23 protein-coding genes and 1 pseudogene are annotated in these 23,166 nt (G+C 74.4%); 4 read left to right on the top strand and 20 right to left on the bottom strand.

Annotated elements, in window-relative coordinates; translation table 11 throughout:
- Positions 1-56 precede the first annotated feature (56 nt).
- The 9 genes from ACL02R_RS25645 to ACL02R_RS25605 all read right to left on the bottom strand — a co-directional run bounded on the left by ACL02R_RS25645 (position 57) and on the right by ACL02R_RS25605 (position 7,478).
- Complete coding sequence (locus tag ACL02R_RS25645) at positions 57-440, bottom strand: hypothetical protein (RefSeq protein ID WP_412799336.1); 384 nt, start codon at positions 438-440, stop codon at positions 57-59.
- Between the two features lie 293 nt (positions 441-733).
- Positions 734-1,042, bottom strand: coding sequence for an SCO5918 family protein (locus tag ACL02R_RS25640; protein ID WP_412799335.1), 309 nt, complete (start codon positions 1,040-1,042; stop codon positions 734-736).
- 55 nt (positions 1,043-1,097) lie between these two features.
- Positions 1,098-1,412, bottom strand: coding sequence for a hypothetical protein (locus tag ACL02R_RS25635; RefSeq protein ID WP_412799334.1), 315 nt, complete (start codon positions 1,410-1,412; stop codon positions 1,098-1,100).
- Complete coding sequence (locus ACL02R_RS25630; RefSeq protein WP_412799333.1) at positions 1,409-2,899, bottom strand: DEAD/DEAH box helicase; 1,491 nt, start codon at positions 2,897-2,899, stop codon at positions 1,409-1,411. Before ACL02R_RS25630 ends, ACL02R_RS25635 begins: the two co-directional genes overlap by 4 nt.
- 305 nt (positions 2,900-3,204) lie before the next feature.
- Positions 3,205-3,408: a cold-shock protein gene (locus ACL02R_RS25625; protein WP_362955360.1), complete on the bottom strand. Its 204-nt coding sequence runs from the start codon at positions 3,406-3,408 to the stop codon at positions 3,205-3,207.
- A 303-nt stretch (positions 3,409-3,711) separates the two neighbouring features.
- Positions 3,712-4,059, bottom strand: a complete 348-nt coding sequence (locus ACL02R_RS25620) for a MerR family transcriptional regulator (RefSeq protein ID WP_412799332.1) — start codon at positions 4,057-4,059, stop codon at positions 3,712-3,714.
- A 638-nt stretch (positions 4,060-4,697) separates the two neighbouring features.
- On the bottom strand, positions 4,698-5,075 hold the full coding sequence (locus tag ACL02R_RS25615; protein WP_412799331.1) for a nuclear transport factor 2 family protein: 378 nt from the start codon (positions 5,073-5,075) through the stop codon (positions 4,698-4,700).
- A 52-nt stretch (positions 5,076-5,127) separates the two neighbouring features.
- Complete coding sequence (locus ACL02R_RS25610; protein ID WP_412799330.1) at positions 5,128-5,859, bottom strand: response regulator; 732 nt, start codon at positions 5,857-5,859, stop codon at positions 5,128-5,130.
- Positions 5,856-7,478, bottom strand: coding sequence for an ATP-binding protein (locus ACL02R_RS25605; protein ID WP_412799329.1), 1,623 nt, complete (start codon positions 7,476-7,478; stop codon positions 5,856-5,858). The genes ACL02R_RS25610 and ACL02R_RS25605 overlap by 4 nt, the downstream gene beginning before the upstream one ends.
- A 124-nt stretch (positions 7,479-7,602) precedes the next feature.
- Between ACL02R_RS25605 and ACL02R_RS25600 the strand changes: the two genes are divergently transcribed.
- Positions 7,603-9,000 carry a cation:dicarboxylate symporter family transporter gene (locus ACL02R_RS25600; protein ID WP_412799328.1) on the top strand — a complete coding sequence of 466 codons (1,398 nt, stop codon included), beginning with the start codon at positions 7,603-7,605 and terminating at the stop codon, positions 8,998-9,000.
- A gap of 159 nt (positions 9,001-9,159) precedes the next feature.
- On the opposite strand, the pseudogene ACL02R_RS25595 reads toward ACL02R_RS25600, so the two are convergent.
- From ACL02R_RS25595 to ACL02R_RS25585, 3 genes and pseudogenes are all read right to left on the bottom strand, one after another.
- Positions 9,160-9,606, bottom strand: a pseudogene (locus tag ACL02R_RS25595) (RloB family protein); the annotation flags it as partial.
- Between the two features lie 131 nt (positions 9,607-9,737).
- Positions 9,738-10,136, bottom strand: a complete 399-nt coding sequence (locus tag ACL02R_RS25590; RefSeq protein WP_412799327.1) for an AAA family ATPase — start codon at positions 10,134-10,136, stop codon at positions 9,738-9,740.
- 26 nt (positions 10,137-10,162) lie between these two features.
- Positions 10,163-10,891 (bottom strand): siderophore-interacting protein, encoded by a 729-nt coding sequence (locus tag ACL02R_RS25585; RefSeq protein WP_412799326.1) that lies wholly within the window; start codon positions 10,889-10,891, stop codon positions 10,163-10,165.
- Between the two features lie 120 nt (positions 10,892-11,011).
- Between ACL02R_RS25585 and ACL02R_RS25580 the strand changes: the two genes are divergently transcribed.
- The gene (locus ACL02R_RS25580; RefSeq protein ID WP_412799325.1) at positions 11,012-13,696 is read left to right on the top strand and encodes a GNAT family N-acetyltransferase; all 2,685 of its coding nucleotides are present in this window, start codon (positions 11,012-11,014) and stop codon (positions 13,694-13,696) included.
- A gap of 21 nt (positions 13,697-13,717) precedes the next feature.
- Here ACL02R_RS25580 and ACL02R_RS25575 read toward each other — a convergent pair whose 3' ends face one another.
- The 3 genes from ACL02R_RS25575 to ACL02R_RS25565 all read right to left on the bottom strand — a co-directional run bounded on the left by ACL02R_RS25575 (position 13,718) and on the right by ACL02R_RS25565 (position 16,914).
- Entirely contained in the window at positions 13,718-14,863 is a 1,146-nt protein-coding gene (locus ACL02R_RS25575; RefSeq protein ID WP_412799324.1) for an RNA polymerase sigma factor, read from the bottom strand.
- Positions 14,864-14,870: 7 nt separating this feature from the next.
- Positions 14,871-15,278 carry a YciI family protein gene (locus ACL02R_RS25570; RefSeq protein ID WP_412799323.1) on the bottom strand — a complete coding sequence of 136 codons (408 nt, stop codon included), beginning with the start codon at positions 15,276-15,278 and terminating at the stop codon, positions 14,871-14,873.
- Between the two features lie 208 nt (positions 15,279-15,486).
- Positions 15,487-16,914 (bottom strand): PLP-dependent aminotransferase family protein, encoded by a 1,428-nt coding sequence (locus tag ACL02R_RS25565; RefSeq protein WP_412799322.1) that lies wholly within the window; start codon positions 16,912-16,914, stop codon positions 15,487-15,489.
- A 47-nt stretch (positions 16,915-16,961) separates the two neighbouring features.
- Here ACL02R_RS25565 and ACL02R_RS25560 point away from each other — a divergent pair, with 47 nt between their 5' ends.
- The gene (locus ACL02R_RS25560; protein WP_412799321.1) at positions 16,962-17,474 is read left to right on the top strand and encodes a carboxymuconolactone decarboxylase family protein; all 513 of its coding nucleotides are present in this window, start codon (positions 16,962-16,964) and stop codon (positions 17,472-17,474) included.
- A 205-nt stretch (positions 17,475-17,679) separates the two neighbouring features.
- Here ACL02R_RS25560 and ACL02R_RS25555 read toward each other — a convergent pair whose 3' ends face one another.
- The 5 genes from ACL02R_RS25555 to ACL02R_RS25535 all read right to left on the bottom strand — a co-directional run bounded on the left by ACL02R_RS25555 (position 17,680) and on the right by ACL02R_RS25535 (position 21,861).
- A complete protein-coding gene (locus tag ACL02R_RS25555; protein WP_412799320.1) occupies positions 17,680-18,885 on the bottom strand; it encodes an amidohydrolase family protein in 1,206 nt (401 codons plus the stop codon).
- Positions 18,886-18,953: 68 nt separating this feature from the next.
- Positions 18,954-19,640, bottom strand: coding sequence for a GntR family transcriptional regulator (locus tag ACL02R_RS25550; RefSeq protein ID WP_412799319.1), 687 nt, complete (start codon positions 19,638-19,640; stop codon positions 18,954-18,956).
- 270 nt (positions 19,641-19,910) lie between these two features.
- Entirely contained in the window at positions 19,911-20,135 is a 225-nt protein-coding gene (locus tag ACL02R_RS25545; RefSeq protein WP_412799318.1) for a hypothetical protein, read from the bottom strand.
- Complete coding sequence (locus tag ACL02R_RS25540; RefSeq protein WP_412799317.1) at positions 20,128-20,499, bottom strand: hypothetical protein; 372 nt, start codon at positions 20,497-20,499, stop codon at positions 20,128-20,130. Before ACL02R_RS25540 ends, ACL02R_RS25545 begins: the two co-directional genes overlap by 8 nt.
- A gap of 138 nt (positions 20,500-20,637) precedes the next feature.
- Positions 20,638-21,861: a helix-turn-helix domain-containing protein gene (locus tag ACL02R_RS25535; protein WP_412799337.1), complete on the bottom strand. Its 1,224-nt coding sequence runs from the start codon at positions 21,859-21,861 to the stop codon at positions 20,638-20,640.
- Positions 21,862-22,293: 432 nt separating this feature from the next.
- Between ACL02R_RS25535 and ACL02R_RS25530 the strand changes: the two genes are divergently transcribed.
- Positions 22,294-23,136: an alpha/beta fold hydrolase gene (locus ACL02R_RS25530; protein ID WP_412799316.1), complete on the top strand. Its 843-nt coding sequence runs from the start codon at positions 22,294-22,296 to the stop codon at positions 23,134-23,136.
- Positions 23,137-23,166 lie beyond the last annotated feature (30 nt).

The following is a 23,166-nucleotide window of genomic DNA, read 5'->3' as shown; positions in this document are numbered from 1 at the left end:
CCCCCCCCCCCCAACCCCCCCCCCCCCCCCCCCCCCCCCCCCCCCCGGGGCCGTTCTCACCTGGTGACCACGAGCAGATCCCGGCTGCCTTCCGCACGTCCCGGGTGGTCGTCCAGCCGGCCTACGACGCAGCGCGCGCCGTCACCCGCCCGCTCGGCGATCCGGGCGGGTGGAACGCCACTGTTCAGCCACGTCATGAGGCACGTGTGGCGCAGGTTGTAGACACGTTTACCGGTCGGAGTCCTGAACTCGTATTCGAATAGGGCCGCGGACGCGGCGGTGACACGCGGGGCAACCCTGGCCGGGTCGTACGGGTGTTCTGGCGCTCGGCAGAACGCGGCTCGGTAGAACGCGGAGAACAGGCGGCCGGGCCCGCTGGGGTCGTACATCCCGGGCAGCGGCCGGGCCGGCATCTCCAGGACCAGGCCCTGGGCGGTCAAGTGGTCGGCGAGCGCGGACGGTTCGGCTGCGCCGCGCCCGAGCCGCTTCCTTGTCGTGCGAGGGGGCGCTGCTCCAGGTCGCGGGCGCCGGTCCCGCCGGGAGGCCGTTGCTCCAGATCGGAGAGGTCGCCCTGACGGGCATCGGCTTCGAGGAGGGCCCGATGTCCGCCGGCGAAGTCCTCCGCTCCTCGGCCCGGGGCGGCGGCCGGGTGACGCCCGGCAAGATGCGCGGGGCCCGGCACGTACGTCCGCCGCGTGGCGAGCGTGCGTGCCGGGCCCCGGAGTGGCGTTGGTCAGGCCATCGGCTGGGCGCCGCCCAGCAGTGCCGACGCCGTGCTCACCGGGGACCGGTCGGCGGCGGGCGCGGCGGCCGGGGCGTGGCAGACGAAGCCGAGCTTGGTCAGCGCCCGGCTCACCTCGCCCGCCGTGAAGTCGCGGCGGTCCTGTCCCGTGATCACTTCCCCGGCCTGCTTGACGGGGTAGGTGCGGCGGCCGATGGTCACGGACGCGCCCGAGACGGGCTCCGGCCTGACGCCCTTCATCGCCCGCAGGACGTCGTCCTTGTGGAGGTAGAAGGGGGAGTTGGCGATGACACAACGCATGATGCCTCACAAGGTCGCGGGGAACGAGCGGAGAGGGAGCCGACAGCGGGCGCTGTCAGGCGGTGGGCGCGGGAACGGCGGGGCCGCCGTCGTGTGTGTCGTCCTGCGGGGACGCGCCCGGCGGCGGCTGCGCGGCGGGGAGGTCGCGCAGGCGTGTCCGGTCGCTGTACCAGGGGCCGCCCCGGTGGGCCGCGAGCTGGGCGCGGGTGACGCGGCCGGAGCAGCGCCCGTCCGCGTCCTGGAGGACCAGGTACGGGACGCGGGCGCTGACCAGTACGGACATCGCCACGTCCACCGTCATGTGGTCGTCCACCTGAAGTCCCGGCGTGGTGGGGCGGATCGCCGGGCAGGGTGCGGGGGCAGGTGTCAAGACCTCTCCTGTCGTCGGGGGCGTGCGGCGCGGCGCGCCTTGGAGGGCGTACGGGTCCGCCGTCCGGCCGGGGCGGCCTGGGCCGCCGGGGCGGCGATCGTGACGGGGACGCCGGAGGGCTCCCTGGCGCCGGTGATGCGGCGCAGCGCGGCGTCGCCGGGACGGACCTCGGTCGTCCGGGCCTTCACGCCCGCGTGGACCATCAGGCGCTCCACGTCGCGGCGCTGCTCGGGCAGGACGAGGGTGACGACGCTGCCGGACCCGCCGGCGCGCGCGGTGCGCCCGCCGCGGTGCAGGTAGTCCTTGTGGTCGGCGGGCGGATCGATGTTGACGACCAGGTCGAGGTCGTCGATGTGGATGCCCCGCGCGGCGACGTTCGTCGCGACCAGGACGGTGATCTGCCCGGCCTTGAACTGCTCCAGGATGCTGGTGCGCCGCGACTGGGACTTCCCGCCGTGCAGCGAGGACGCGCGGACGCCGACGGCCAGCAGGTTCTTGGCCAGCCGGTCGGCCGCGTGCTTGGTGCCGAGGAACATCAGCACCCGCCCGTCCCTGGCGGCGATCTCGGTGACCGTCGCCTGCTTCTCCGCGCCGCGCACGTGGAGCAGGTGGTGCTCCATGGTGGTGACGGCGCCCGCGGAGGGGTTGACGGAGTGGACGACCGGGTCGTGCAGGTAGCGGCGGACGAGGAGGTCGATGTTCCGGTCGAGGGTCGCGGAGAACAGCATGCGCTGCCCGTCGGGCCTGACCTGGTCGAGCAGGTGGGTCACCTGGGGGAGGAAGCCCATGTCGGCCATCTGGTCGGCCTCGTCCAGGACCGTGACGGCGACGCGGTCGAGCGCGCAGTCGCCGCGGTCCACGAGGTCCCGCAGCCGTCCCGGCGTCGCGACGACGACCTCGGCCCCTGTGCGCAGGGCGCGTGCCTGGCGGGCGATGGACAGCCCGCCGACGACGGTGGTGAGCCGCAGGTGGAGCGGCCGGGCGTAGGGGGTGAGCGCCTCGGTGACCTGCTGGGCGAGTTCCCTGGTGGGGACGAGCACCAGCGCGAGGGGCTGCCGCGGCTCGGCGCGCTGCCCGGCGGTGCGGGCCAGCAGGGCGAGGCCGAAGGCGAGCGTCTTGCCCGAGCCGGTGCGGCCGCGGCCCAGGACGTCGCGTCCCGCCAGCGAGTCGGGGAGGGTGGCCGCCTGGATGGGGAACGGGACGGTGACCCCCTCGGCGCCGAGCGCGGCGTGCAGGGGCGCGGGCAGGTCGAGATCGGCGAACGCCTCGGCGGGCGGGAGCGACGGTGTGCTCGTGGCCGGCATGGTGAACTCGGCGTGGGGCGCGGCGGGGCGGCTGCCGCCCCGTCCGCCCTGGCGTCCGGGCTGGCCGGCACGGGGGCCGCCGCCGGTCCCGCGGGCGGCGCCCTGGGGGCGGCCGCGGCCGTCCCTGCCGGAACGGCGGGGTGAGCGGTGGGGACTGTCGTCCCTGCGAACGGTGCGGTTCATGGCGAACCTTCCTCGATACGGCGCGTATCGAGGGAATGCGTACCGGCGGCGCGAGCCGCACCACGATTCACAGGATCGAGCCGAAAAGAAAAAAGAGCAGAATCCAGGCTGCGAAGGAAAACCGTATTCTCGGTGAAACTCCGGTGAATTCGCTTTCCGTGGACGGGGCGGACGCGGTCCGGCCGTCGGCCTGGTCGGTGGGGGGGCGGTCACGGCCGCCGGGTGCGCCGCGCGGTGCGCGGGGCGGAAAACGCGCGGGGCCCGCACCCGTGGGTGCGGGCCCGGCCGTGCGACGGGCTTCGTCGTCAGGCGGGAACGATGTTCTCGGCCTGCGGGCCCTTCTGGCCCTGCGTGACGTCGAACGTCACCTTCTGGCCTTCGGTGAGCTCACGGAAGCCGGAGGTGGCGATGTTCGAGTAGTGGGCGAAGACGTCGGCGCCGCCGCCGTCCTGCTCGATGAAGCCGAAGCCCTTTTCCGAGTTGAACCACTTCACGGTGCCGGATGCCATAGGAAACTCCTTCGGGGGCAGTGCCCGGATTCCGCACCTTGCGGAACCGGAGTCGCTGCGATGATTTCCCCTCCGGAAAATCCGGAAACGACAAGCATACTCACGGGCATCCGCCCGGAAAGCATCTGAAATCTTCGGGAACCACAACTGCAACTCATTTCACCGTAGCACGGCCCGGCCGGAGAGGGCGACGGTCCTCCGGTTCCGGTTCCGCCGCCGGCGAATTCCCGGGCGGCCCGTTTCCCCGTTTCTACAGCGGCGACAGGAGTTATCCGCGCGGCGGGGGCACGGGCGAGGACGCCGTCAGGCGCCGTCCCGCTCCTGCCCGGCGGCGCGGCCGAGGCGCAGTTCGTCGTTGATGCGCCTGGCCTCCTCCAGCTGGTCCTCCAGGATGATGATGCGGCAGGCGGCCTCGATGGGAGTGCCCTGGTCGACCAGTTCGCGGGCCCGCGCGGCGAGCCGCAGCTGGTAGCGCGAGTAGCGGCGGTGCCCGCCCTCCGAGCGGAGCGGCACGATCAGCCTGGCCTCGCCGATGGCGCGGAGGAACGCGGGTGTCGTACCGAGCATGTCGGCCGCGCGGCCCATGGTGTAGGCGGGATAGTCGTCGTCGTCGAGTCTGCTCGACGGGGTGGACGGATGGTCTGCGGTCACTTGCACCTCTTCGGGAAACGCGTCGAGGGGCCCTGGTGCCGTGTCGCACCAGGGCCCCGAGGGGGATCAACACCATCTACCGGCTATTGCCTCGCCGGTCTCTCTCGTCCGCACGGCCACCGACGAGGGCGGGTGCGGGGATCGTGACTGCTCGACCGGGGACCACCTTCCCATCCGGGGTCTGCGTCACCCGGGCGGACGTTCCCGCCTGGGCGATCCTGATGGCGTGTACCTCCCTTCCTCCTCCTGCTCTCCGGTCACCGGCTGCGCCGCCGGCCCGGTACTGCGGTACTGCGTACTGCATGCGGCCCCTGGGGCCGCCGGGCCCGGCAGCCAGCGGTGGAACCCTCACATCCGCCGGTCCCACCACTCGACTGCCGTGCCACCGGAACATCACTCATGACTCATGACTCATGCGCGCCAGTTCGTCATCTGCCGCGCGGCTCCGACTCTCACGTACGTGTACGACCCTAACCCCGGAGGCGGATCATGTCTACTCCGGCGGTTACAGATTTTCTGCGCCGCCGGTGCGGCGATGTGCGGGACCGCGGGGGAAGGGATGCGCGGCGGTCCGGCCCGGCCCGTGGAGGTACGGCGGGACGTGACGGACGGGGTGTGTGACCGACGCCATGCGGGGCTCATATCCGCTGGGCGTACGCGGTGCGCCATTCCGGCGCGGGGTCGCCGCCGACGGTCGTCCAGTACTCGCGGCCGCTGACGATGCGGCCGTCCCTGACCGTCCAGAACGACGCGACGCGGAAGTCGCCCAGCGTCTCGTGCGGGACGGCGACCTCCGAGGCGACGGTCTCGCCGTCCGCGACGACCGAGAGCACCTCGATCGACCAGCCCAGCGGGTAGGCGGCGTTGACGCCGACGATGTTCTCCCGGCCCGCGAACCGCTCGCCGCTGGCGAGCCAGTCGATCACCACGCCGTCGGCCATCAGCTCGCGCAGGCCGTCCCAGTCGCGGGCGCCCATGCGGTTCCAGAACTCGCGCACGATCTCCGAAGGATTCATGCGGTCACTATGGCACCCCCCACTGACAGGGGCCGCTGCGCTGCGGTGCAGGTCAGGGCGCCGCCGGGTTCTCGGGGAGCCAGCGGTAGCCGTGCTCGGGGCGCCCGACGTGCCCGTAGCGCGGGCTGCGCGCGGCGCGGCCGGTCTCCGCCAGGTGCTCCAGGTAACGGCGGGCCGTGATGCGGGAGACGCCCGCCTCCGTCCCGGCCTCCGCCGCCGTCAGCCCCGCGTCGCCCGCCGCGCGCAGCACGCGGATGACGGCCGCCAGCGTCGGGCCGCTCATCCCCTTGGGCAGCGCCGCCGGTCCCGGGGCGCGCAGCGCGGCCAGCGCGCGGTCCACCTCGTCCTGTCCCCCTGCCTCGCCCGCGACCGTGCGGAACGCGGCGTACCGCACCAGCCGGTCCCGCAGCGTGGCGAAGGCGAAGGGCTTCAGCACGTGCTGCACCACGCCGAGGGACACACCCTCCCGCACCACCGCCAGGTCGCGCGCCGAGGTGACGGCGATGACGTCGGCGCCGTGCCCGGCCGCGCGCAGCGCCCGCAGCAGCGCCAGCCCGTGCCCGTCCGGCAGGTACAGGTCGAGGAGCAGCAGGTCCACGGGCGTGCGGGCGAGCACGCGCCGCGCCTCGGCCGCGCTGTGGGCGATGCCGCGCACGGCGAAGCCGGGGACGCGTTCGACGTACCGCCCGTGCGCCTCGGCGGCCAGCGGGTCGTCCTCCACGACGAGGACGCCGATCTCGTCGCCCTCCCCCGCCCCCGCCCCCGCGCGCCCGGGGCCGGTCACGCCGGCACCTCCGTCCGCAGCGGCAGCCGGACCGTGAAGCGCGCGCCGCCGGGCGTGCCCGCGCCACCGGTCTCGACGGTCCCGCCGTGGCGGCGTACGGCCTGCCCGACGAGAGCGAGCCCGAGTCCGCGTCCGCTGCCCTTGGTGGACCAGCCGCGCCGGAACGCGGCACCGACCGCCTCGGGGGCGAGTCCAGGCCCGGTGTCGCCGACGCGCAGCAGCAGTTCGTCCGCCGAGGCGAGCGCGGTGACGGTCACCCGGGCCTGGCCGGGCGAACCGGCGGCGGCGTCCAGGGCGTTGTCGATCAGGTTGCCGAGGATGGTGACCAGGTCGCGGGCGGGGAGGCTGGGGGGCAGCAGCCCGTCGTCCATGCGGCTGTCGTCGGTGAGGACGAGTTCGACGCCGCGCTCGGCCGCCTCCGCCGCCTTGCCGAGCAGCAGGGCCGCGAGCACCGGTTCGCCGACCGCGCCGACCGCGCCCACGACGCGATCCGTCAGCGCCTGGGCCAGCTCCAGCTCGGCGGTGGCGAACTCGACGGCCTCGTCGGTGCGTCCCAGCTCGATGAGGGAGACGACGGCGTGCAGCCGGTTCGCCGTCTCGTGGGCCTGGGAGCGCAGGGCCTCGGCGAAACCGCGGGCGGAGTCCAGTTCGCCCGCGAGGGCGCGCAGTTCGGTGTGGTCCCGCAGGGTGACGACGGTGCCGTGCCGTTCGCCGCCGGCCACCGGTGAGGTGCTGACGACCACGACGCGGTCCTCCGTCACGTGCACCTCGTCCACCCGCGGGTCGCGGGCGAGCAGGGTCTCGGTGAGGGCGGCGGTCAGGCCGAGTTCCGCCACGGCGCGTCCGGTGGGGTCCTCGCCGGTGAGGCCGAGGAGCGCGCGGCCCGCGTCGTTGACCAGGCCGACGCGACCGGCGCCGTCGATCAGCAGCAGGCCCTCGCGGACGGCGTGCAGCGTCGCGTGGTGGTACTCGTGCAGGCGGCTCAGCTCGGCGGCGTTCATGCCGTGGGTGTGGCGGCGCAGCCGGGCGTTGACGGCGTACGTGCCGAGGCCGCCGATCAGCAGCGCGGCGGCGGCGACGGCGGCCAGGGCGGCGACCTGCCCGGCGAGCCGTTCGCCGATGGCGTGGACCGTGATGCCCGCGCTGACCAGGGCGGTGATGTCCCCGGTCGCCGGGTCGCGGACGGGGGTGACGACACGGACGGACCGGCCGAGCGTGCCCGTGTACTCCTCGGTGAACGTCTCACCGGCCAGGGCGGGCGCGGTGTGGCCGAGGAACGTCGCGCCGATCTGCGCCGGGTCGGGGTGGGTGAAGCGGGTGCCGTCCGTGTCCATGATCGTGACGAAGGTGACGTCCGCGTGGCGGCGGACGTCCTCGGCGTACGGCTGGAGGCGCGCGGACGGGTCGGGGTCGCGCAGGGCGGCGGCCACCGAGGGCGAGTCGGCGACGGCGCGGGCCGCGGCCGTCACCTTGTCGCGGGCGGCCTCCTCGGCCTGGGCGCGGTCCGTCAGGTACGCGAACAGCGCGCAGCCCGCGACGACGACGGCGACCAGCAGCACCTGCATGGCGAAGAGCTGTCCGGCCAGGCTCCGGGGCCGGGGCGCGCGGGGCAGTCGCATGACCCCAGTGTGCACGGCGTGTCGCGTGCCGGACCGAGACCGAAATGAACGTAAGGGTGACCGGCGTCACACGCGGGTGGATAGTCGCGGAAGCTCACTCCGCGACGACGAGGAGGCACGCGCCGTGACTGCCGTGACCGAAGAGAAGGACGCCCCGAGACGGCGTGACCGTTCGCATTACTTGTACCTGGCGGTGATCGTGGCCGTGGCCGCGGGCATCGCGGTGGGCCTCGCCGCGCCCGACGCGGGGGTGGAGCTGAAGCCGCTGGGCAGCGGCTTTGTCAATCTGATCAAGATGATGATCTCGCCGGTCATCTTCTGCACGATCGTGCTCGGGATCGGTTCGGTCAGGAAAGCCGCGAAGGTCGGGGCGGTCGGCGGGCTCGCGCTCGGCTACTTCCTGGTGATGTCCACGTTCGCGCTGGCCATCGGTCTGGTGGTGGGCAACCTGCTGGAGCCCGGCTCGGGGCTGCACCTCACCGAGGCGACGGCGGAGGCGGGCGCGGCGCAGGCCGAGGGCGCGAGCGAGTCCACCGTGGACTTCCTGCTCGGGATCATCCCGACGACGATGGTGTCCGCGTTCACCGGCGGCGAGGTGCTCCAGACGCTGCTGGTGGCGCTGCTCGCCGGATTCGCGCTCCAGGCGATGGGGCCGGCGGGCGAGCCGGTGCTGCGGGGCGTGCGGCACATCCAGCGGCTGGTGTTCCGGGTGCTGGCGATGATCATGTGGCTGGCGCCGGTGGGCGCGTTCGGCGCGATCGCGGCGGTGGTCGGCGAGACGGGCACGGACGCGCTGCGCTCGCTGGCCGTCATCATGCTCGGCTTCTACACCACCTGCCTGATCTTCGTCCTGCTGGTGCTCGGCGTACTGCTGCGGGTGGTGGCCGGGGTGAACATCTTCTCGCTGCTGCGCTACCTGGGCCGCGAGTTCCTGCTGATCCTGTCCACGTCCTCGTCGGAGTCGGCGCTGCCGCGCCTGATCGCGAAGATGGAGCACGCGGGCGTCAGCCGCCCCGTCGTCGGCATCACCGTGCCGACCGGCTACTCGTTCAACCTCGACGGCACGGCGATCTACCTGACGATGGCGTCGCTGTTCATCGCCGAGGCGATGGGCGAGCCGCTGGCGCTCGGCGAGCAGATCTCGCTGCTGGCGTTCATGGTCATCGCGTCCAAGGGCGCGGCCGGGGTGACCGGCGCGGGGCTCGCCACGCTGGCGGGCGGCCTCCAGTCGCACCGCCCCGAACTCCTCGACGGCGTCGGCCTGATCATCGGCATCGACCGCTTCATGAGCGAGGCGCGCGCGCTGACGAACTTCGCGGGCAACGCGGTCGCGACCGTGATCATCGGCACCTGGACGCACGAGGTGGACCGCGACCGCATGCGCGAGGTGCTGGGCGGCGAGCGGCCGTTCGACGAGTCCACGCTGACCGACGACGGGCACGGCGGGCCCGTGGCGGACGACGACGCGGCGGCGGCGCCCGTCCCGGCGCAGCAGCAGCCGGTGGGCGCGCGGGGCGCCTGACCCCGCCCCTGGGCGGCGGCCGGGTCCGTCTTTCCCCGGACGGTCCGGCCGCCGGAAGGAACGTGGGGTGGAGCGGGGCCCGGCCGGCCACCCGCTCCACCCCACGCGCGTCAGCCGGGGGGGCCGCGCAGGTCCGTACGCCTGGAGCAAAGCTGTGATCAGCAGGGGAACGGTACTGTGCGGATTGGGCGGAGCGTGACTCACGGCCGCCTCGCCTCGGGTGGCCGCGCGAGCCATGGCCTTCTGGTAACTGGCGTAGGGAAAGTTCGCCGGCATGCTCTTCCCCGAGAAGCCTCGCTTCTGGAGCAGCCGCGCGACCGTGTCCGAGTCCACCCAGGAGGTCCAGTCTTCGAAATGCCACAGGAGCCAGATCTCGAAACAGGGCGAGCTGAGGGCGACGTCAATTCCCGCGCGGTCGGCCTGTACGCACGCTCTTTCGAGAGCGGCGTGCTCGTCGACATCGACGACGCACCAGACCGCGTCGAACGGGTCCCCGGCGCTCGCCTCCGCGTCACGGCGGCGTATCGCCTCTTTCACCACGCTCAACGGGTCTCTGCCGACACCGAAGGGACGGACGCTGACCACCCGGACCGCCTGCGCCCGCAGCAGGGCGGCTAACCTCTCGAACTACTGCGGTTCCGTGGTGGTCCCCTCGGTGACGACGAGGATCTTCGTGCACTCACGGCGCCTGTTCTTCGATTTCGTGATCTTCTGCGCTCCGCGCAGACGCCGATGGCTCACGCCTGCGGCTCGGGTTGCAGGGCGGCGAGCAGCTCTTCCCAGGCAAGAGCGGGCACCGCTCCGTATCGCCCACCGAGGCAGCGGCGTTCCACGTTGTGATCCTTCTTCACGGGAAAATCCGTCAGCGGATAGATTTCCGTCGCTCCTGCCGGGGACTTCTCCGTGAACCACAGTTCCTCGGCATCGAGGCCATCACCCGAAAGATGTCCGAGCAGTGCGGTCTCGTGCGAGGTGAAGACGAGCTGAGCGCCACTCGTGTTGATCTCAGGAGATCGGAAGAGGGCGATGAGCGCCGATACGAGTCGGGGGTGGAGACTGGAGTCCAGCTCGTCCACCAGCAGTACGCCGCCGGTGGCCGCCGCTCCTCCAAGCGGCGGCCCGCGGGAGGGGCGCACCGGCCCCCCGCGTCGGAGGCGGCGGCTCAGGCGGTGGCGCGCCAGTAGCCGAGGGCGTGGACCCGCCGCCGGGGCACGCCGGCCTCGCGGCGCAGGTAGGCGGCGAGCGCGCGTGTCGTCGCCGTGTCGCAGGCGGCCCAGACGTACGCGGTCTCCGGGTCGCCGAGGACGGCGGGCAGTTCGGCGCGTACCTGCTTGAGGAGGTGGCCGCCGTCGTCGATCCGCTCGACGAGCCGCAGGTCGTGCCGGTCGGCGTCGGTCCGCACGGGCAGGACGCGGTCCGTGGGGTGCGGGGTCTCGAACCAGATGGTGGCCGGGGTGGCGGGGAAGGCGTCGAGGAGGGTGTTCAGGGCGGGCAGTGAGGCGGGGTCGCCGATCAGCAGCAGCCGCGCGGGGGCCGGTTCCGGCTGGTCGAAGCCGGTGCCCTGGAGGGTGGCCTCGATGGTGTCGCCGGGCGCGGCGGTCCTGGCCCAGTCACTCGCGACGCCGTCGTGCAGGGCGAATTCGAGCGCGAACGTCCCGGCCACCGGGTCGGGGTCGACCAGCGTGAACGCCCGCTGGTGGGGCTTCCCCTCCCGGGCGAACCACAGCCGTACCCACATCGTCGGGTGCGGCGGCACGGCGGCGAGCAGCCCGCCGTCCGACAGGTGCACCCTGCGGTACCGCTCGGTGACCTGCTCGGTCCCGATGACGGTGAACGCGTAGTCCTTGCCACGCATCAGCCGCAGTACGGCGCCTTCCCAGCCGTGTGCCATCCGGCGGTCCCCTCTCTTCCCGGTTCTCCCCGGTTTCTTCACGTCTCCGCGACAGGTAAGTTAGGCAAGCCTAGCCTAACTTCACCGGAGCGGGGCGGAAAGAGCTTTGGGGGTTCTCCGTTGACCATCCACATCCACCGTGACGACCGGGGCATACCGCACCTGCGCGCCGCCGACGCGCGCGAACTCGCCCACGCCCAGGGCCTGAACGCCGCCCGCGACCGCGCCTGGCAGATCGAGGTGGAGCACCGCCGCCTGCGCGGCACCTCGGCCGCCCTCCTCGGCGCGGACGCCGCGGCCTGGGACGTCCTCGCCCGCCGCGCCCGCCTCGCGCACACCGCGCGGCTCTGCTGGCTGGCGCTCGACGACGCCACCCGCGACTGGCTCGCCGCGTACACCGAGGGGGTCAACGCCGCGCTGCCCGAAGCCGCCCGCGACGCACCGGAGTTCGCCGCCACCGGCGCCGCGCCCGCCCGCTGGCAGCCCTGGGTGCCGCTCGGCATCTGGCTGTCGGCGCACCTGCTGTTCACCGGCATGCCCGCGAAGCTGTGGCGCGCCGAGGCCGCCCACCGCGTCGGCGACGCGACGGCCGGGCTGTTCGCCACCGGCGGCATCGGCACGGCGGGCAGCAACGGCTGGCTGCTCACCGGCGGACGCACCGCCTCCGGCGCCCCGCTGCTCGCGGGCGACCCCCACCGGTACGTCGAGGACCCCGGCGGCTACCAGCAGCTACGCCTGGCCTGCCCCGAGTTCGACGTCGTCGGCTTCGCCGTCCCCGGCGTCCCCGGTATCCCGCACTTCGGCCACACCGGCACCGTCGCCTGGGGCATCACCCACGCCATGGCCGACTACCAGGACCTCTACCGCGAACGCCTGCGCCGCACCCCCGGTGGCGGCGTCGAGGCGCTCGGCCCGGACGGCTGGCGCCCGGCGGAGCACGGCACCGAGATCGTCGAGGTGGCGGGCGGCGCGCCGGTGACCGTGGAGGTGGTCGAGACGGAACGCGGGCCGGTCGTCGTCGGCGGCCCCGACGACCCCGAGGCGATCAGCCTGCGCCATGTCCCCCGCGTCACGCGCGACCTGGGGTTCGCCGCGCTCCCCCGCCTGCTGCGCGCCAGGACCGTCGCCGACGTGGACCGCGCGTGCGACGCGTGGGTCGAGCCGGTGAACGTGCTGATGGCCGCCGACTCCGAGGGCGGCACCCTGCACCGCGTCACCGGCCGCGTCCCGGTGCGGCACCACGCCAACCGGCTGCGTCCCGTGCCCGCCTGGGAGGCGCGGTACGCGTGGCGGCCCGGCGCGTACGAGCCGCTCCCCCGCGCCGATGTCACCGGGCTCGCGGTGATGGCGAACGAGGCGGGGCTCGCCGCGCCGCTCGGCGTCGAGTTCACGCCGGGCCACCAGCACCGGCGCATCACCGCGCTGCTGACCGGCGCCACCGGCCTGACGGCCGCGGACATGGCGGCTGTGCACGCCGACACCCTCGCCGGTGACACCGCCGCCGTCCTCGGGCCGCTGGCCGCGCTGGACGGCCTCGCGGCGGACGCGGCGCTGCTGCGGAAACGTCTCCTCGCCTGGGACGGCCGGATGGACGCCGGCTCGGCCGACGCCGCCGCGTACGCCGCCGTCCGCGCCGCGTGCGCCCGGCTGCTGGCGGGCAGGCCGGAGTTCGCCGCGCTCAGGACGCTCGCCCGCGACGGCCTGACCGGCGGCGACCCGGCGGACGGCAGGCCGGGCGCCGCGTACCCCGAGGCGCTGTGGCCCTGGCTGGACCTCAGGCCCCGCGTCGCCTTCGCGCTGCGCAACCTGCTCGCGCCCGGCGCCGTTCCCGGGCTCGACCCGGCCGCGCTGGTGCGGGCGGCCGTGGAGGAGGTCGCCGCCGCCGGGGGCGAGGAGCGCACCTGGGGCGAACGGCACCGGCTCGCGCCCTGGCGCGCGCTCCCCGGCGCGCCGTCCGACGCCGAGACGGCGGGCCTGTCGGGCGACCACGACTGCGTCCTCGCCACCGCCAGCGTCCCCGGCGTGACGGACCTGAGCGCGCGCGGCCCCGTGGCCCGTTACGTGTGGGACCTGGCCGGGCGCGACGACAGCGGCTGGATCGTGCCCTTCGGCGCGCACGGCACCGCGGGCCACCCCCACCACCGCGACCAGGCGCCGCTGTGGCGGGAGGGGCGGCTCGCGCCGGTCGTCACCGACTGGGCGCGGCTGACGCACGAGGAGTCACTGATCCCGCGCACGCCCGGCCGGGCCGCCGTGTTCACGCGCGCGGTCCCCGGCTTCGGCACCGTGACGCTGACGCCGGTGGACCCGGCGGGCGACCTTGACCTGATCCACGCGTGGGTGTCGGAGGAACGCGCCCGCTTCTGGGGCATGACCGGCGCGGGGCGCGAAGGGGTGCTGGAAATCTACGAGTTCCTCGACTCGCTGGACACGCACCACGCGTACGTCGTCCGCCGCGACGGCACGCCCGTGGCGCTCTTCCAGACGTACGACCCGGCCGCCGACGAGGTGGGGGCCTGCTACGACGTGCGGGCGGGCGACATCGGCGTCCACCTGCTGATCGCCCCGCCCCCCGGCCCGCTGCGGCGCGGCTTCACGACCGGGCTGATGCCGACGCTGATCGCGTTCGTGTTCGCCGACCCGGCCGTCCGCCGCCTCGTCGCCGAGCCCGACCTGCGCAACGACAAGGCCATCGAACGCGCCCTGCGCACCGGCCTCGTCCTCGGCCCGCTGATCGACCTGCCCCACAAGCGCGCCCGGCTGGCGTTCCTCTCCCGCGAGGCGGCGGAACGCGCGGCCGGGTGACCGGCCGCCGGCCGCCGGCCGTCAGCCGCGCGGGCGGGCGTTGAGGCGGGCGGCCTGGCGCGTCAGGTGCTCGCGCTCGCGGAGGTCGGGGGCCTTGTGGGCCGCCTCCGCGTACAGCCGCGCCGCCGTCGCCGGGTCGCCGTCGCGTTCGTGGAGATACGCCGCCACCGCCGTGTGGCGGGGCAGCGAGGAGTCAAGATCCGCCAGCGCCTTCAGCCCGGCGCGCGGCCCGTCCGCCTCGCCCACGGCCACGGCCCGGTTGAGCAGGACGACGGGGTTGTCGGTCAGGCGCGCCAGCTCGTCGTACCACTCGACGATCTGCACCCAGTCGGTCTCCCCGGCCGTGGGCGCGTCGGCGTGCAGGGCCGCGACGGCGGCCTGGGCCTGGAACTCGCCGAGCCGGTCGCGGGCCAGCGCCCCCTGGAGGATCGCGATGCCCTCGGCGATCGCGCCGGTGTCCCACAGGCTCCTGTCCTGCTCCGCCAGCGGCACCAGGCTGCCGTCGGGCGCGGTCCTGGCGGCGCGCCTGGCGTGGTGGAGCAGCATGAGGGCGAGCAGGCCCGCCGCCTCGGGGTGGTCGACGCGGGGCGCGAGCTGCCGGGTGAGGCGGATGGCCTCGGCGGCGAGATCGACGTCGCCCGAGTAGCCCTCGTTGAAGACCAGGTAGAGGACGCGCAGCACGGTGGCGACGTCGCCTGGCTGGTCGAAGCGCACGCCGGACACCGTGCGTTTGGCCCGGCTGATGCGCTGGGCCATCGTCGCCTCGGGCACCAGGTACGCCTGGGCGATCTGGCGGGTGGTCAGCCCACCGACGGCGCGCAGCGTGAGCGCGACGGCGGACGACGGCGTCAGCGACGGGTGGGCACACAGGAAGTAGAGCTGGAGCGTGTCGTCCGCGGCGGGCGCGGGCCCCGGAGCGGGCTCCTCGTCGGCGCGGTCCTCGCGGCGGCGGCGTGCGGCGTCGGCGCGTGCCTGGTCGAGGAACTTTCGCCAGGCGACGGTGACCAGCCAGCCCTTCGGGTCGCGCGGCGGGTCGGCGGTCCAGGCGCGGACCGCCTCCACCAGCGCGTCCTGCACGGCGTCCTCGGCCGCCGCGAAGTCGGCTCCGCGGCGGACGAGGACGGCGATGACGCCGGGCGTGAGGCTGCGCAGCAGGGCCTCGTTCATCGACGGGTCACTCCGCGACCATGTCGTGCGCGGTCAGGAACGGGCGCACTTCGAGCCACTCGTGGATCGGCCTGCCGCCCGCGCCCGGGGCGGCCGACAGCTCCCCGGCCAGCTCGATGGCGCGTTCGCGGGTGTCCACGTCGATCACCATCCAGCCGGCGATGAGGTCCTTCGTCTCGGCGAACGGGCCGTCGGTGACCGGCGGGCGGCCCTCGCCGTCGTAGCGGACCCACAGCCCGTCGGGGGAGAGGGCCTGGCCGTCGATGTACTCGCCGGTCTTCTCCAGGCGGGCGGAGAAGTCGTTCATGTACTTCATGTGCGCGGAGATCTCCTCCGGGGTCCAGCGGTCCATGGGGACGTCGTTCACGGCCGCCGGGTTGCCGCGGTAGTGCTTGAGCAGCAGGTACTTCGCCATGGTGTCTCTCCTCGGTGCGTGGTGCGAGCCTATTGTGGTCGCCTTCTTCGCAGCGGGGACGGAGCGGGCCGCGCGTTCTCGACATCGCCGCCGGATTTTTCTGAGATTTTCTTGGTGGCTTCTCCGGGGGCTCGTCCGGGGGCTCGTCCGGGCCCGCCGGGTCAGCGGTGTGGGCGGGCCGGCGTCGTGCCGGGGGGCGGGCGGCGGGTCAGGCGCCGGGGCGGGTGGCGGCGGTGACCGCTTCGACGGTCGCGGCGAGCGCCGCCTCGTACCGCTGCGCGCGGGGTGCCCCGTAGCCGATGGCGAGGGCCGGGCGGCGGGCGGCGCGGCGGGGGGCGGCGGCGAAGGTGCGGAGTCCTTCGAGCAGCAGCCCCCGTTCGCGGGCGGCCCGTTCGACGCGCTCCTCGGGTGTGCCGGGCGGCAGTTCGAGGAGGCAGTGCAGCCCGGCGGCGAGGCCGGTGACGCGGCAGCCGGGCAGGGCGTCCGCGACGAGGGCGGCGAGCCGTTCGCGGCGGGCGCGGTAGTGGGCGCGGAGGCGGCGGACGTTGCGGTCGTAGTGGTGCTCCGCCATGAAGACGGCGAGCGTCAGCTGGTGCAGCGCGTCCGCGCCGCCGCCGGCCGACGCCATGGTGTCGAGGAGGGCGGGCAGGAAGCCGTCCGGCACCATCGCCCAGGCGAGGCCGACGGCGGGGGCGAGGGCCTTGCTGGCCGTTCCGGCGTAGAGCACGTGCTCGGGCGCGAGGGCCTGGAGGGCGCCGATGCCGCGCCGGTCGTAGCGGAACTCGCCGTCGTAGTCGTCCTCGACGACCAGCCCGCCGGTCCGTTCGGCCCAGCGCACGGCCTCGACGCGGCGCGCCGCCTCCAGGGGCACGCCGGTGGGGAACTGGTGCGCGGCGGTGAGCAGGACGGCGCCCGCGCCGGTGCCGGGGAGTGCCGCGACGACGGCGCCGCCCTCGTCCACCGGGAGCGGCACGGGGGTGAGGCCCGCCGCGGTGATGATCCGGCGGTGCCGTTCGTGGCCGTACTCCTCGACGGCGATCCGGCGTACGCCGCGGGTGCGGAGCGTGCGGCAGACGTGGGCGAGGAGGTCGCCGAAGCCGCGGGTGACGAGGACGTGCTCCGGGTCGCCGTGCACGCCGCGGGTGCGGGCCAGGTAGTCGGCGAGGACGCGCCGGAGGGTGGCGGTGCCCTGCGTGGGCGGGTAGCCGAGATCGGCGTCGGGGGCGCGGGTGACGGCCGTGCGGGCCGCCGTGGCCCAGGCGCGGCGGGGGAAGCCGCTGACGTCGGGGATGCCGCAGCGCAGGTCGAGCGGCGGGGTGCCGGGGGCGGGGCGCCGCGCGGCGGGGCGGGGATGTCCGGCGCGTTCGCCGACCCAGGTGCCGGCGCCGACGCGTGCTTCGCACCAGCCTTCGGCGACGAGCTGGGCGTACACGTCGGCGACGGTGTTGCGGGCCACGCCGAGGTCGGCGGCGAGGGTGCGGGAGGCGGGGAGGCGGGTGCCGGGGGTGAGGCGGCCGTCGGCCATGGCGGCGCGGAGGGCGTGCTCCAGCGCCCGCGCGGGGCGGGTGGGGGACTTTTCCAGGTGGAGCTGGAGGTGGAGGTCGAGTCCTGACGGATTGGCCCATTTTTCCGGCATGGCATTGCACTGTAGACCCGGGCCGATCGGGACGTAGCGTCGGCGGCATGAACACAGGCACCACCACCACACCGGCCACCCGTACCTACGTCCCGATCCCCCGGCGTCTCGACTTCGACGCCCTGGCACCCGTCTTCTCGCGGGCGGTGAGCGCGCTGGACGACGGCGCCACGGCCGAACTCGACCGGGCGGGGATCGACGCGCAGCTGCGCGAGTTCGTGCGGCTGCGGGCTTCGCAGCTCAACGGGTGCGCGTACTGCGTCGATGTCCACACCGCCGCTGCCCGGGATGCGGGGGCGACGGACCAGCGAGTGCACGCGGTCGCGATATGGGAGGACTCGCCGTTCTTCACGGCGCGGGAGCGGGCGGCGCTGGCGCTGACCGAGTCGGTGACGCGGCTGAGCGAGACGCACGTCCCGTCGTCCGTCGTGACGGGCGCGCTGGCGGAGTTCTCGGAGGAGGAGACGGCGGCGCTGATCGCGCTGGTGATCGCGATCAACACGTGGAACGCGATCGGCGTCGCCACCCGCTGCTGGAGCCCGCAGCCGAAGGGCGACTGACGGGGGCGGCGGCCGGCTGGGTTCACCCGTTCGAGCGATACCCATCCGGCTACGTAGCGCTTACGGTGAAGCCATGAACGATTACCGTAAGTCACTGGTTGATCTGTCCGGGCGGTCGGCGCAACCACCGCCGGAGCCGGCGTCGGAACCACCGCCGGAGCCGGCGCTGTCGCCGGGGCCCCGGGCGGGGCCCGGCGCGCGCGGGTCAGACCAGCGCCAGCCCGTCGGCGACGACGCGCCCGGCCCGCAGGACGGTGCGGTCCGTGCCCCGGTCCATGACGGCCGAGGTGACCGTGTCCCCGTCCACCAGCAGCAGGTCCGCCTCGTCGCCCACGGCCACGCCGGGGCGGTCGGCGACGGACGCGAGGCGCGGCAGGTCCGCGTGCAGGATCGACGCGCCGCCGCGGGTGGCGACGGCGACGCAGTGCTCGATCAGGTCGTCCGCCCGGTAGCGGTGGGTGAAGGCGAGCTGCCAGGTGCGGTCGAGCATGTCGCCGTTGCCGTAGGGCGACCAGAAGTCGCGCTGCCCGTCCTCGCCGAGGCCGACGCGCACGCCCGCCTCCGTCAGTCCGGCGAGCGGCAGGGCGCGCGTCTGCGCCGGGGCGACGGTGGCCATGGCGATGTCGAGCTCGGCGAACTCCTCGGTGAGCCGCCGCGTCGTCGCCTCGTCCACGCCGCCGAGGTCGTAGGCGTGGGAGATCGTCACCTGCCCGGCCATGCCGAGGGCGCGCACGCGCTCCAGGATCAGGTCCACGCTGAAGACGCCGAGGTGCGCCGGCTCGTGCAGGTGGATGTCCACCGGCGCCCGGTGCTTCTCGGCGAGGCCGAAGACGATGTCCAGGTGCCGCACGGGGTCGCGGTCCAGCGTGCAGGGGTCGATGCCGCCGACGACGGCCGCGCCCGAGGCGAGCGCCCGGTCCATCAGCTCAAGCACGCCCTTCTCGCGCAGCAGACCGGCCTGGGGGAAGGCCATGATCTCCACCTCGCAGCGGCCGGCGTGCGCCTCCTTCGCGGCGAGGACGCCCTCGAAGCGCTCCAGGCCGCAGTCGGCGTCTATCTGGGCGTAGCTGCGGACGCGGGTCGTGCCGCGTTCGATCATGCGGCCGAGGGTGTGGGTGGCGCGTTCGGCGACGGTCCACGGGTCCTCGCGCCAGTGCGCGCGGTCGTTCATCGTCATGCCCCAGACGCCGGGGGCGCCGGTGTGGGGGCGGAAGGGCAGGCCGATGCGGGTGGAGTCGAGGTGGCAGTGCACGTCGGAGAACGACGGCAGCGCGATCCGGCCGCGGCCCTCCACGGTCTCCCGGCCTTCCCGGCGCGCCGGGTCGTGCGGGTGGAGGGCGCTGATGCGGCCGTCCTGGATCTCGATGTCGCTGGGGTCGCCGCCCCAGGGGCGGACGTCGGTGACGAGCACGGGTGGTTCTCTCCTTGTGGAAGGGGGCGCGGACGGGGGCGCGGAAGGTGGCGGGACGGGGGGCGGGGTCAGCCGGGCGGGAGGACACCGGTCAGGGTGGCGAGCGACGGTTCCCGGCCCCGTTCGATGTGGGCGTACGCCAGCGCGCCCGCCAGGTCGGCCTTGCCCGCGTGGATGGCGGCGCAGATGTCCCGGTGCTCGGCGCACTGGACACGCGGGTCGCGTCCGCCGGTGAGCGTGAACACCCACTGCATGAGACCGAGGGACGGCTGGAGGGCGTTGCACAGCAGCCGGTTCCCCGTGGTGGCGACGATCTCCGCGTGCAGGGCGGTGTTGGCGGCCGGGATGTCCCGCGCGTCGCCGCGCCGGGTGGCGTCCTCCGCCGCCTCCATGGCCTCGCGCAGCCGCTCGCCGCCCGCGCCGCGCCCGCGGGCCTCGGCGGCGCGGCGCGCGGCGAAGACCTCAAGGCTGAGGCGCAGGTCGAAGAGTTCGGCGACGTCGCGCAGCGACAGGTTCCGGACCGAGGCGCCGCGCCGGGGTGAGATCTCCACCAGACCCTCCCCCGCCAGCCGGGTCAGCGCCTCGCGGACCGGGATGCGGGAGAAGCCCAGGGTGTCGGACAGGTCGCGTTCCCGCAGGCGGGTGCCGGGCGGGTAGGTGCCGGAGAGGATGGCGGCGCGGAGGGTCCGTTCCGCGTGGTCGGCGTGGGAGGCGGCGCCAGGCTCGGGGGCCTGGCCGGCGGGCGTGTCCGGCACGGCGTCTCACCGACAGGCCGGGCGGGCGGGCGCGGCCGTGCCGCCGCGTCGGCGGGTGCGCATGCGGGCCTCCTGCGGATGGGGGTGCGGGCCGCTCCGCGCGTCCGGTGGTCCGGGGGCGGAGACGAGGCGACCCTAACACTTGGCATACCAGATGCCGATCCCCCAGGGAGCGCGATGGCCATCGCATCAGCTGGGAGGGGAAGGCATCAGCGATCCAGGCCCACCCGGTATACCAAATGCTCCTGCGCCAGGTCGCCGTCCTGCCGCTCACCCCGCCGCACGGTCCACCGCCTCCTCGACCGCCAGACCGCGGGGACGGGGGCGCTGCTCGCAGGCGTGCTCGGTCCTGACCGGGGTGGAACGCATGCAGTAGCAGCACCGTATGCGCTCCACCACGGGTGGCAGCCCGCGTCCGGTTATCACCGTGATCTCGGGATCGGGGTCCCGTACCGGCGCGGGCGTCAGCACCAGCGGGCGGTACCGGTCAGCCACACGACTCCACCGCCCCGAACACCCGCGTCAGCGCCGCGTACAGCGCGTCGGGATCGGTGAGGCACCGCCCCGACGGCCGGTACACCAGCCACTGCGCCTCGCCCTCCCCGGTCCACGGCTGGCCGACGCGGTCGGCGGGCGGCACGGCGAGGATGTTGCCCCGGCCGAGCGCCCGGACCCCCGGCGGCCAGTCGCGGCGGCCCGCCGTGCCGGGCGGGACGAGCCAGTGGAGGACATGGCGCACGCGGTCCTCCACCACAGGACCGCCCCGGCCGGCGGACCGGAGCCTCGTGAACGCGTAGAGGCCCTGGAACTCCGGCACCCGCACGGCGTCGAACCACTCGCCGAGCGGCCGTGCCCGCACACGGCCGTCATACGGCAGCCAGTCGGGGAGAGAGACTTGGGAACGCACCTGGCACCCCCGCCATGATCGGTGATCGACTGACCACAGAAAGTAGTGGCGCGTGTGCGGCCCAATATGAACGGCGGGAATATCCGCAGGTCAGTCGTCCAGGTGGAACCTTGACGACATCCGCCGGAGACGTTCGGAGACCCCCGCGCGTCCGGCGCTCCTGATGCGGCGCAGCGTGGCGCGCGCGATCGGGTGGTTGCGGATCAGCTGCGGCGCCGTCGCCTCGGCGATCTCCAACTCGTGCAGCGCCCGGTCGCGTTCGCCCGACCACAGGTACGCGCGCGCAAGGTCGAGACGGTAGTGGCCCCGCCGGGAGCGCGGCAGCGACTCCAGCGCGCCAGGTTCCATCTCGCGGTGCAGGCGCAGGGCTTCGGACTGGTGGCTCATCTCCAGCTCGACGTTGACGGCGTGAATCGCCACGTTGCCCCGGCTGAACGTCAGGCTGTGCCGGTCGAACGGGAGGAGCGCGCCGCCGAGCCGCCCGGCCGCCTCGTGCGCCTGCGCGACGCGGTGCCGCGCCTCCCCGGCCCGGGAGGCGCGGGCGGCGGAGACGGCGGCGCGCAGCTGGAGCGAGCCCCACACGCGCACGGCCGCCGGATCGCCGCGCCCGTAGAGCGGTTCGACGCGGTGCAGCGCCTTGTCGGACAGTGCCATCGCGTCGTCCCAGTCGGCGGTGGCCCACATGTCCCACACCCGCATCCAGTCGGCGACGGCGGGCAGCAGCTCGTCGCCCGACCGGTCGGCGGCCCAGGCCGCGCGTTCGCAGGTCATCGTGACCAGTTCGGGGTGCCCGAGCGCGTGCGCGGCGGTGTGGCCGAACTTGCAGACGACCGCGTAGACACCGAACGCCTCCTCGCGCTGCCGCCCCCGCGACACCTCCACGAGGGCGCGGGCCTCGCGGAGCAGGTCGGGCAGGAGGGCGAGGATCGACGTGTTCTTCGCGTCGTCGCGCAGGCTGTGCAGCCCGCGGGTCTCGGCCCACAGCACCGGCGCGGGGCGCGGCGTGCCGTCGAAGACGGGCGCGAGGTCGTAGCGGCGCAGTTCTCTTATGATCGACGCCGCCGAGACGCGCCACTGGTTGGCGGACGCGGTGGTGCGGTAGGGGCGTTCGATCAGCTCGTTGGGATGGATGTGCAGCACGCTGGCGACCGCGTTGATCATGCTCGTGCGGTCCAGCTCGATGCGGCCCTTCTCGGCCTTGGAGACCCAGCCCTGGGTGTAGCCGAGCGCGGCGGCGACATCGGCCTGCGTCAGTCCCAGCCTGAGCCGCGCGTCCCGCATGCGCTGGCCGATGCTCTGCGCGTCGTCCATCAGACGGCCGTGCCTTCGGCGGCGGACAGGAACGGATTCATGATGGTCCCTCACGGTGTTCCAGCGAATGGCACTCAGGACGCTACCCCTCAAGGGAGTTGAGGCAAGCGCACGGACAAGCCGCCCTGCGGATCACGCCGCAGCCGCTCAACTCACGTTCATCTCACGTCAGTTGTTCCGCCACACCGCTGTCCGCACCACCCCGCTGGCCGGATAGGGCACCCCGCCGGTCATCTCATCGGCGGCCCCACCGCCCGCTGTTGCCGGACCGGCGTGCGGTGACGCGGGGATCGGCCGCTGCGGCCCCGGGGCACTCCGCTCGTGGGAGGGAGCGGCCGTCGCCCGAGGCGCCATGCTCCTCGTCCCGCGCCGTTCGCGCGGGAGTGGGCGGACCCAGCTCCGTGGCGACCGTCCCGGCGGTGGAAGACTGGGCCGGTGTTCGCCGAGAGCCATGTCACCGTCTCCTCCGATCCGGATGTGCGGCTGTTCGTCGCCCGCAGCGACGGGCCCCCCGGGCGCACGCTGCTGGTGATCCACGGCGGCCCCGACTGGGACCACACCTACCTGCGCGAACCCCTCGCCCACCTCGCCGGGCGCCACCGCCTCGTCCTCCCCGACCTGCGCGGCTGCGGGCGCTCGACGCGCGGCCTGCCCGACGACGCGTACTCCCCCGCCGCCGCGACAGCCGACCTCGTCACGCTGCTCGGCACCCTCGGCACGGAACCCGTCGATGTCCTCGGCTTCTCCTACGGCGGCCTGCTCGCCCAGCGCCTCGCCCTGGCGGCGCCGGAGCGCGTACGGCGGCTGGTCGTCGCGTCGAGCAGCGTCCTGCCGGTACCGCCCGCCGCGTACGGGGACCTGCCCGAGCGCGCCGCCGAGGCCGCCGTGTGGGCCGACCCGTCGCTGTCCGGCCCCGCCCGCACGCGCGCGGCGGCCGTCGCGGGCGCCCGCGCGAACGTCTGGCGCGCCGACGCGCTCCCCCACTACCTGCGGCTGCTGGACGGCGTGCGCTTCTCCGCCGAATGGCTGCGCCCCCTGCGCGCGGGCACACTCCCCGGCCCCCGCGTCCCCGACGCCGCCGCACGCCTCGCCGCCCTCGGCGTCCCCCTGCTCCTGCTGCACGGGCGGCAGGACTTGGTGTTCCCGGCGTCGCTGGTCGAGGAGACGGTGCGGCTGATCCCCTCGGCACGCGGCGTGATCCTGGAGGAGGCGGGCCATATGGCGCACGTCGACCAGCCCGACGCCTGGCTGGCCGCCGTGGCCGACCACCTCGCCTGACGGCTGGGCCGGAAGTTCCGTCTGCGTTCT

Origin of the sequence: Streptomyces sp. MS19 (genome assembly GCF_047200595.1) — a bacterium.
Taxonomy (GTDB): domain Bacteria; phylum Actinomycetota; class Actinomycetes; order Streptomycetales; family Streptomycetaceae; genus Streptomyces.
This window is presented reverse-complemented; position numbering and strand designations above follow the sequence as displayed.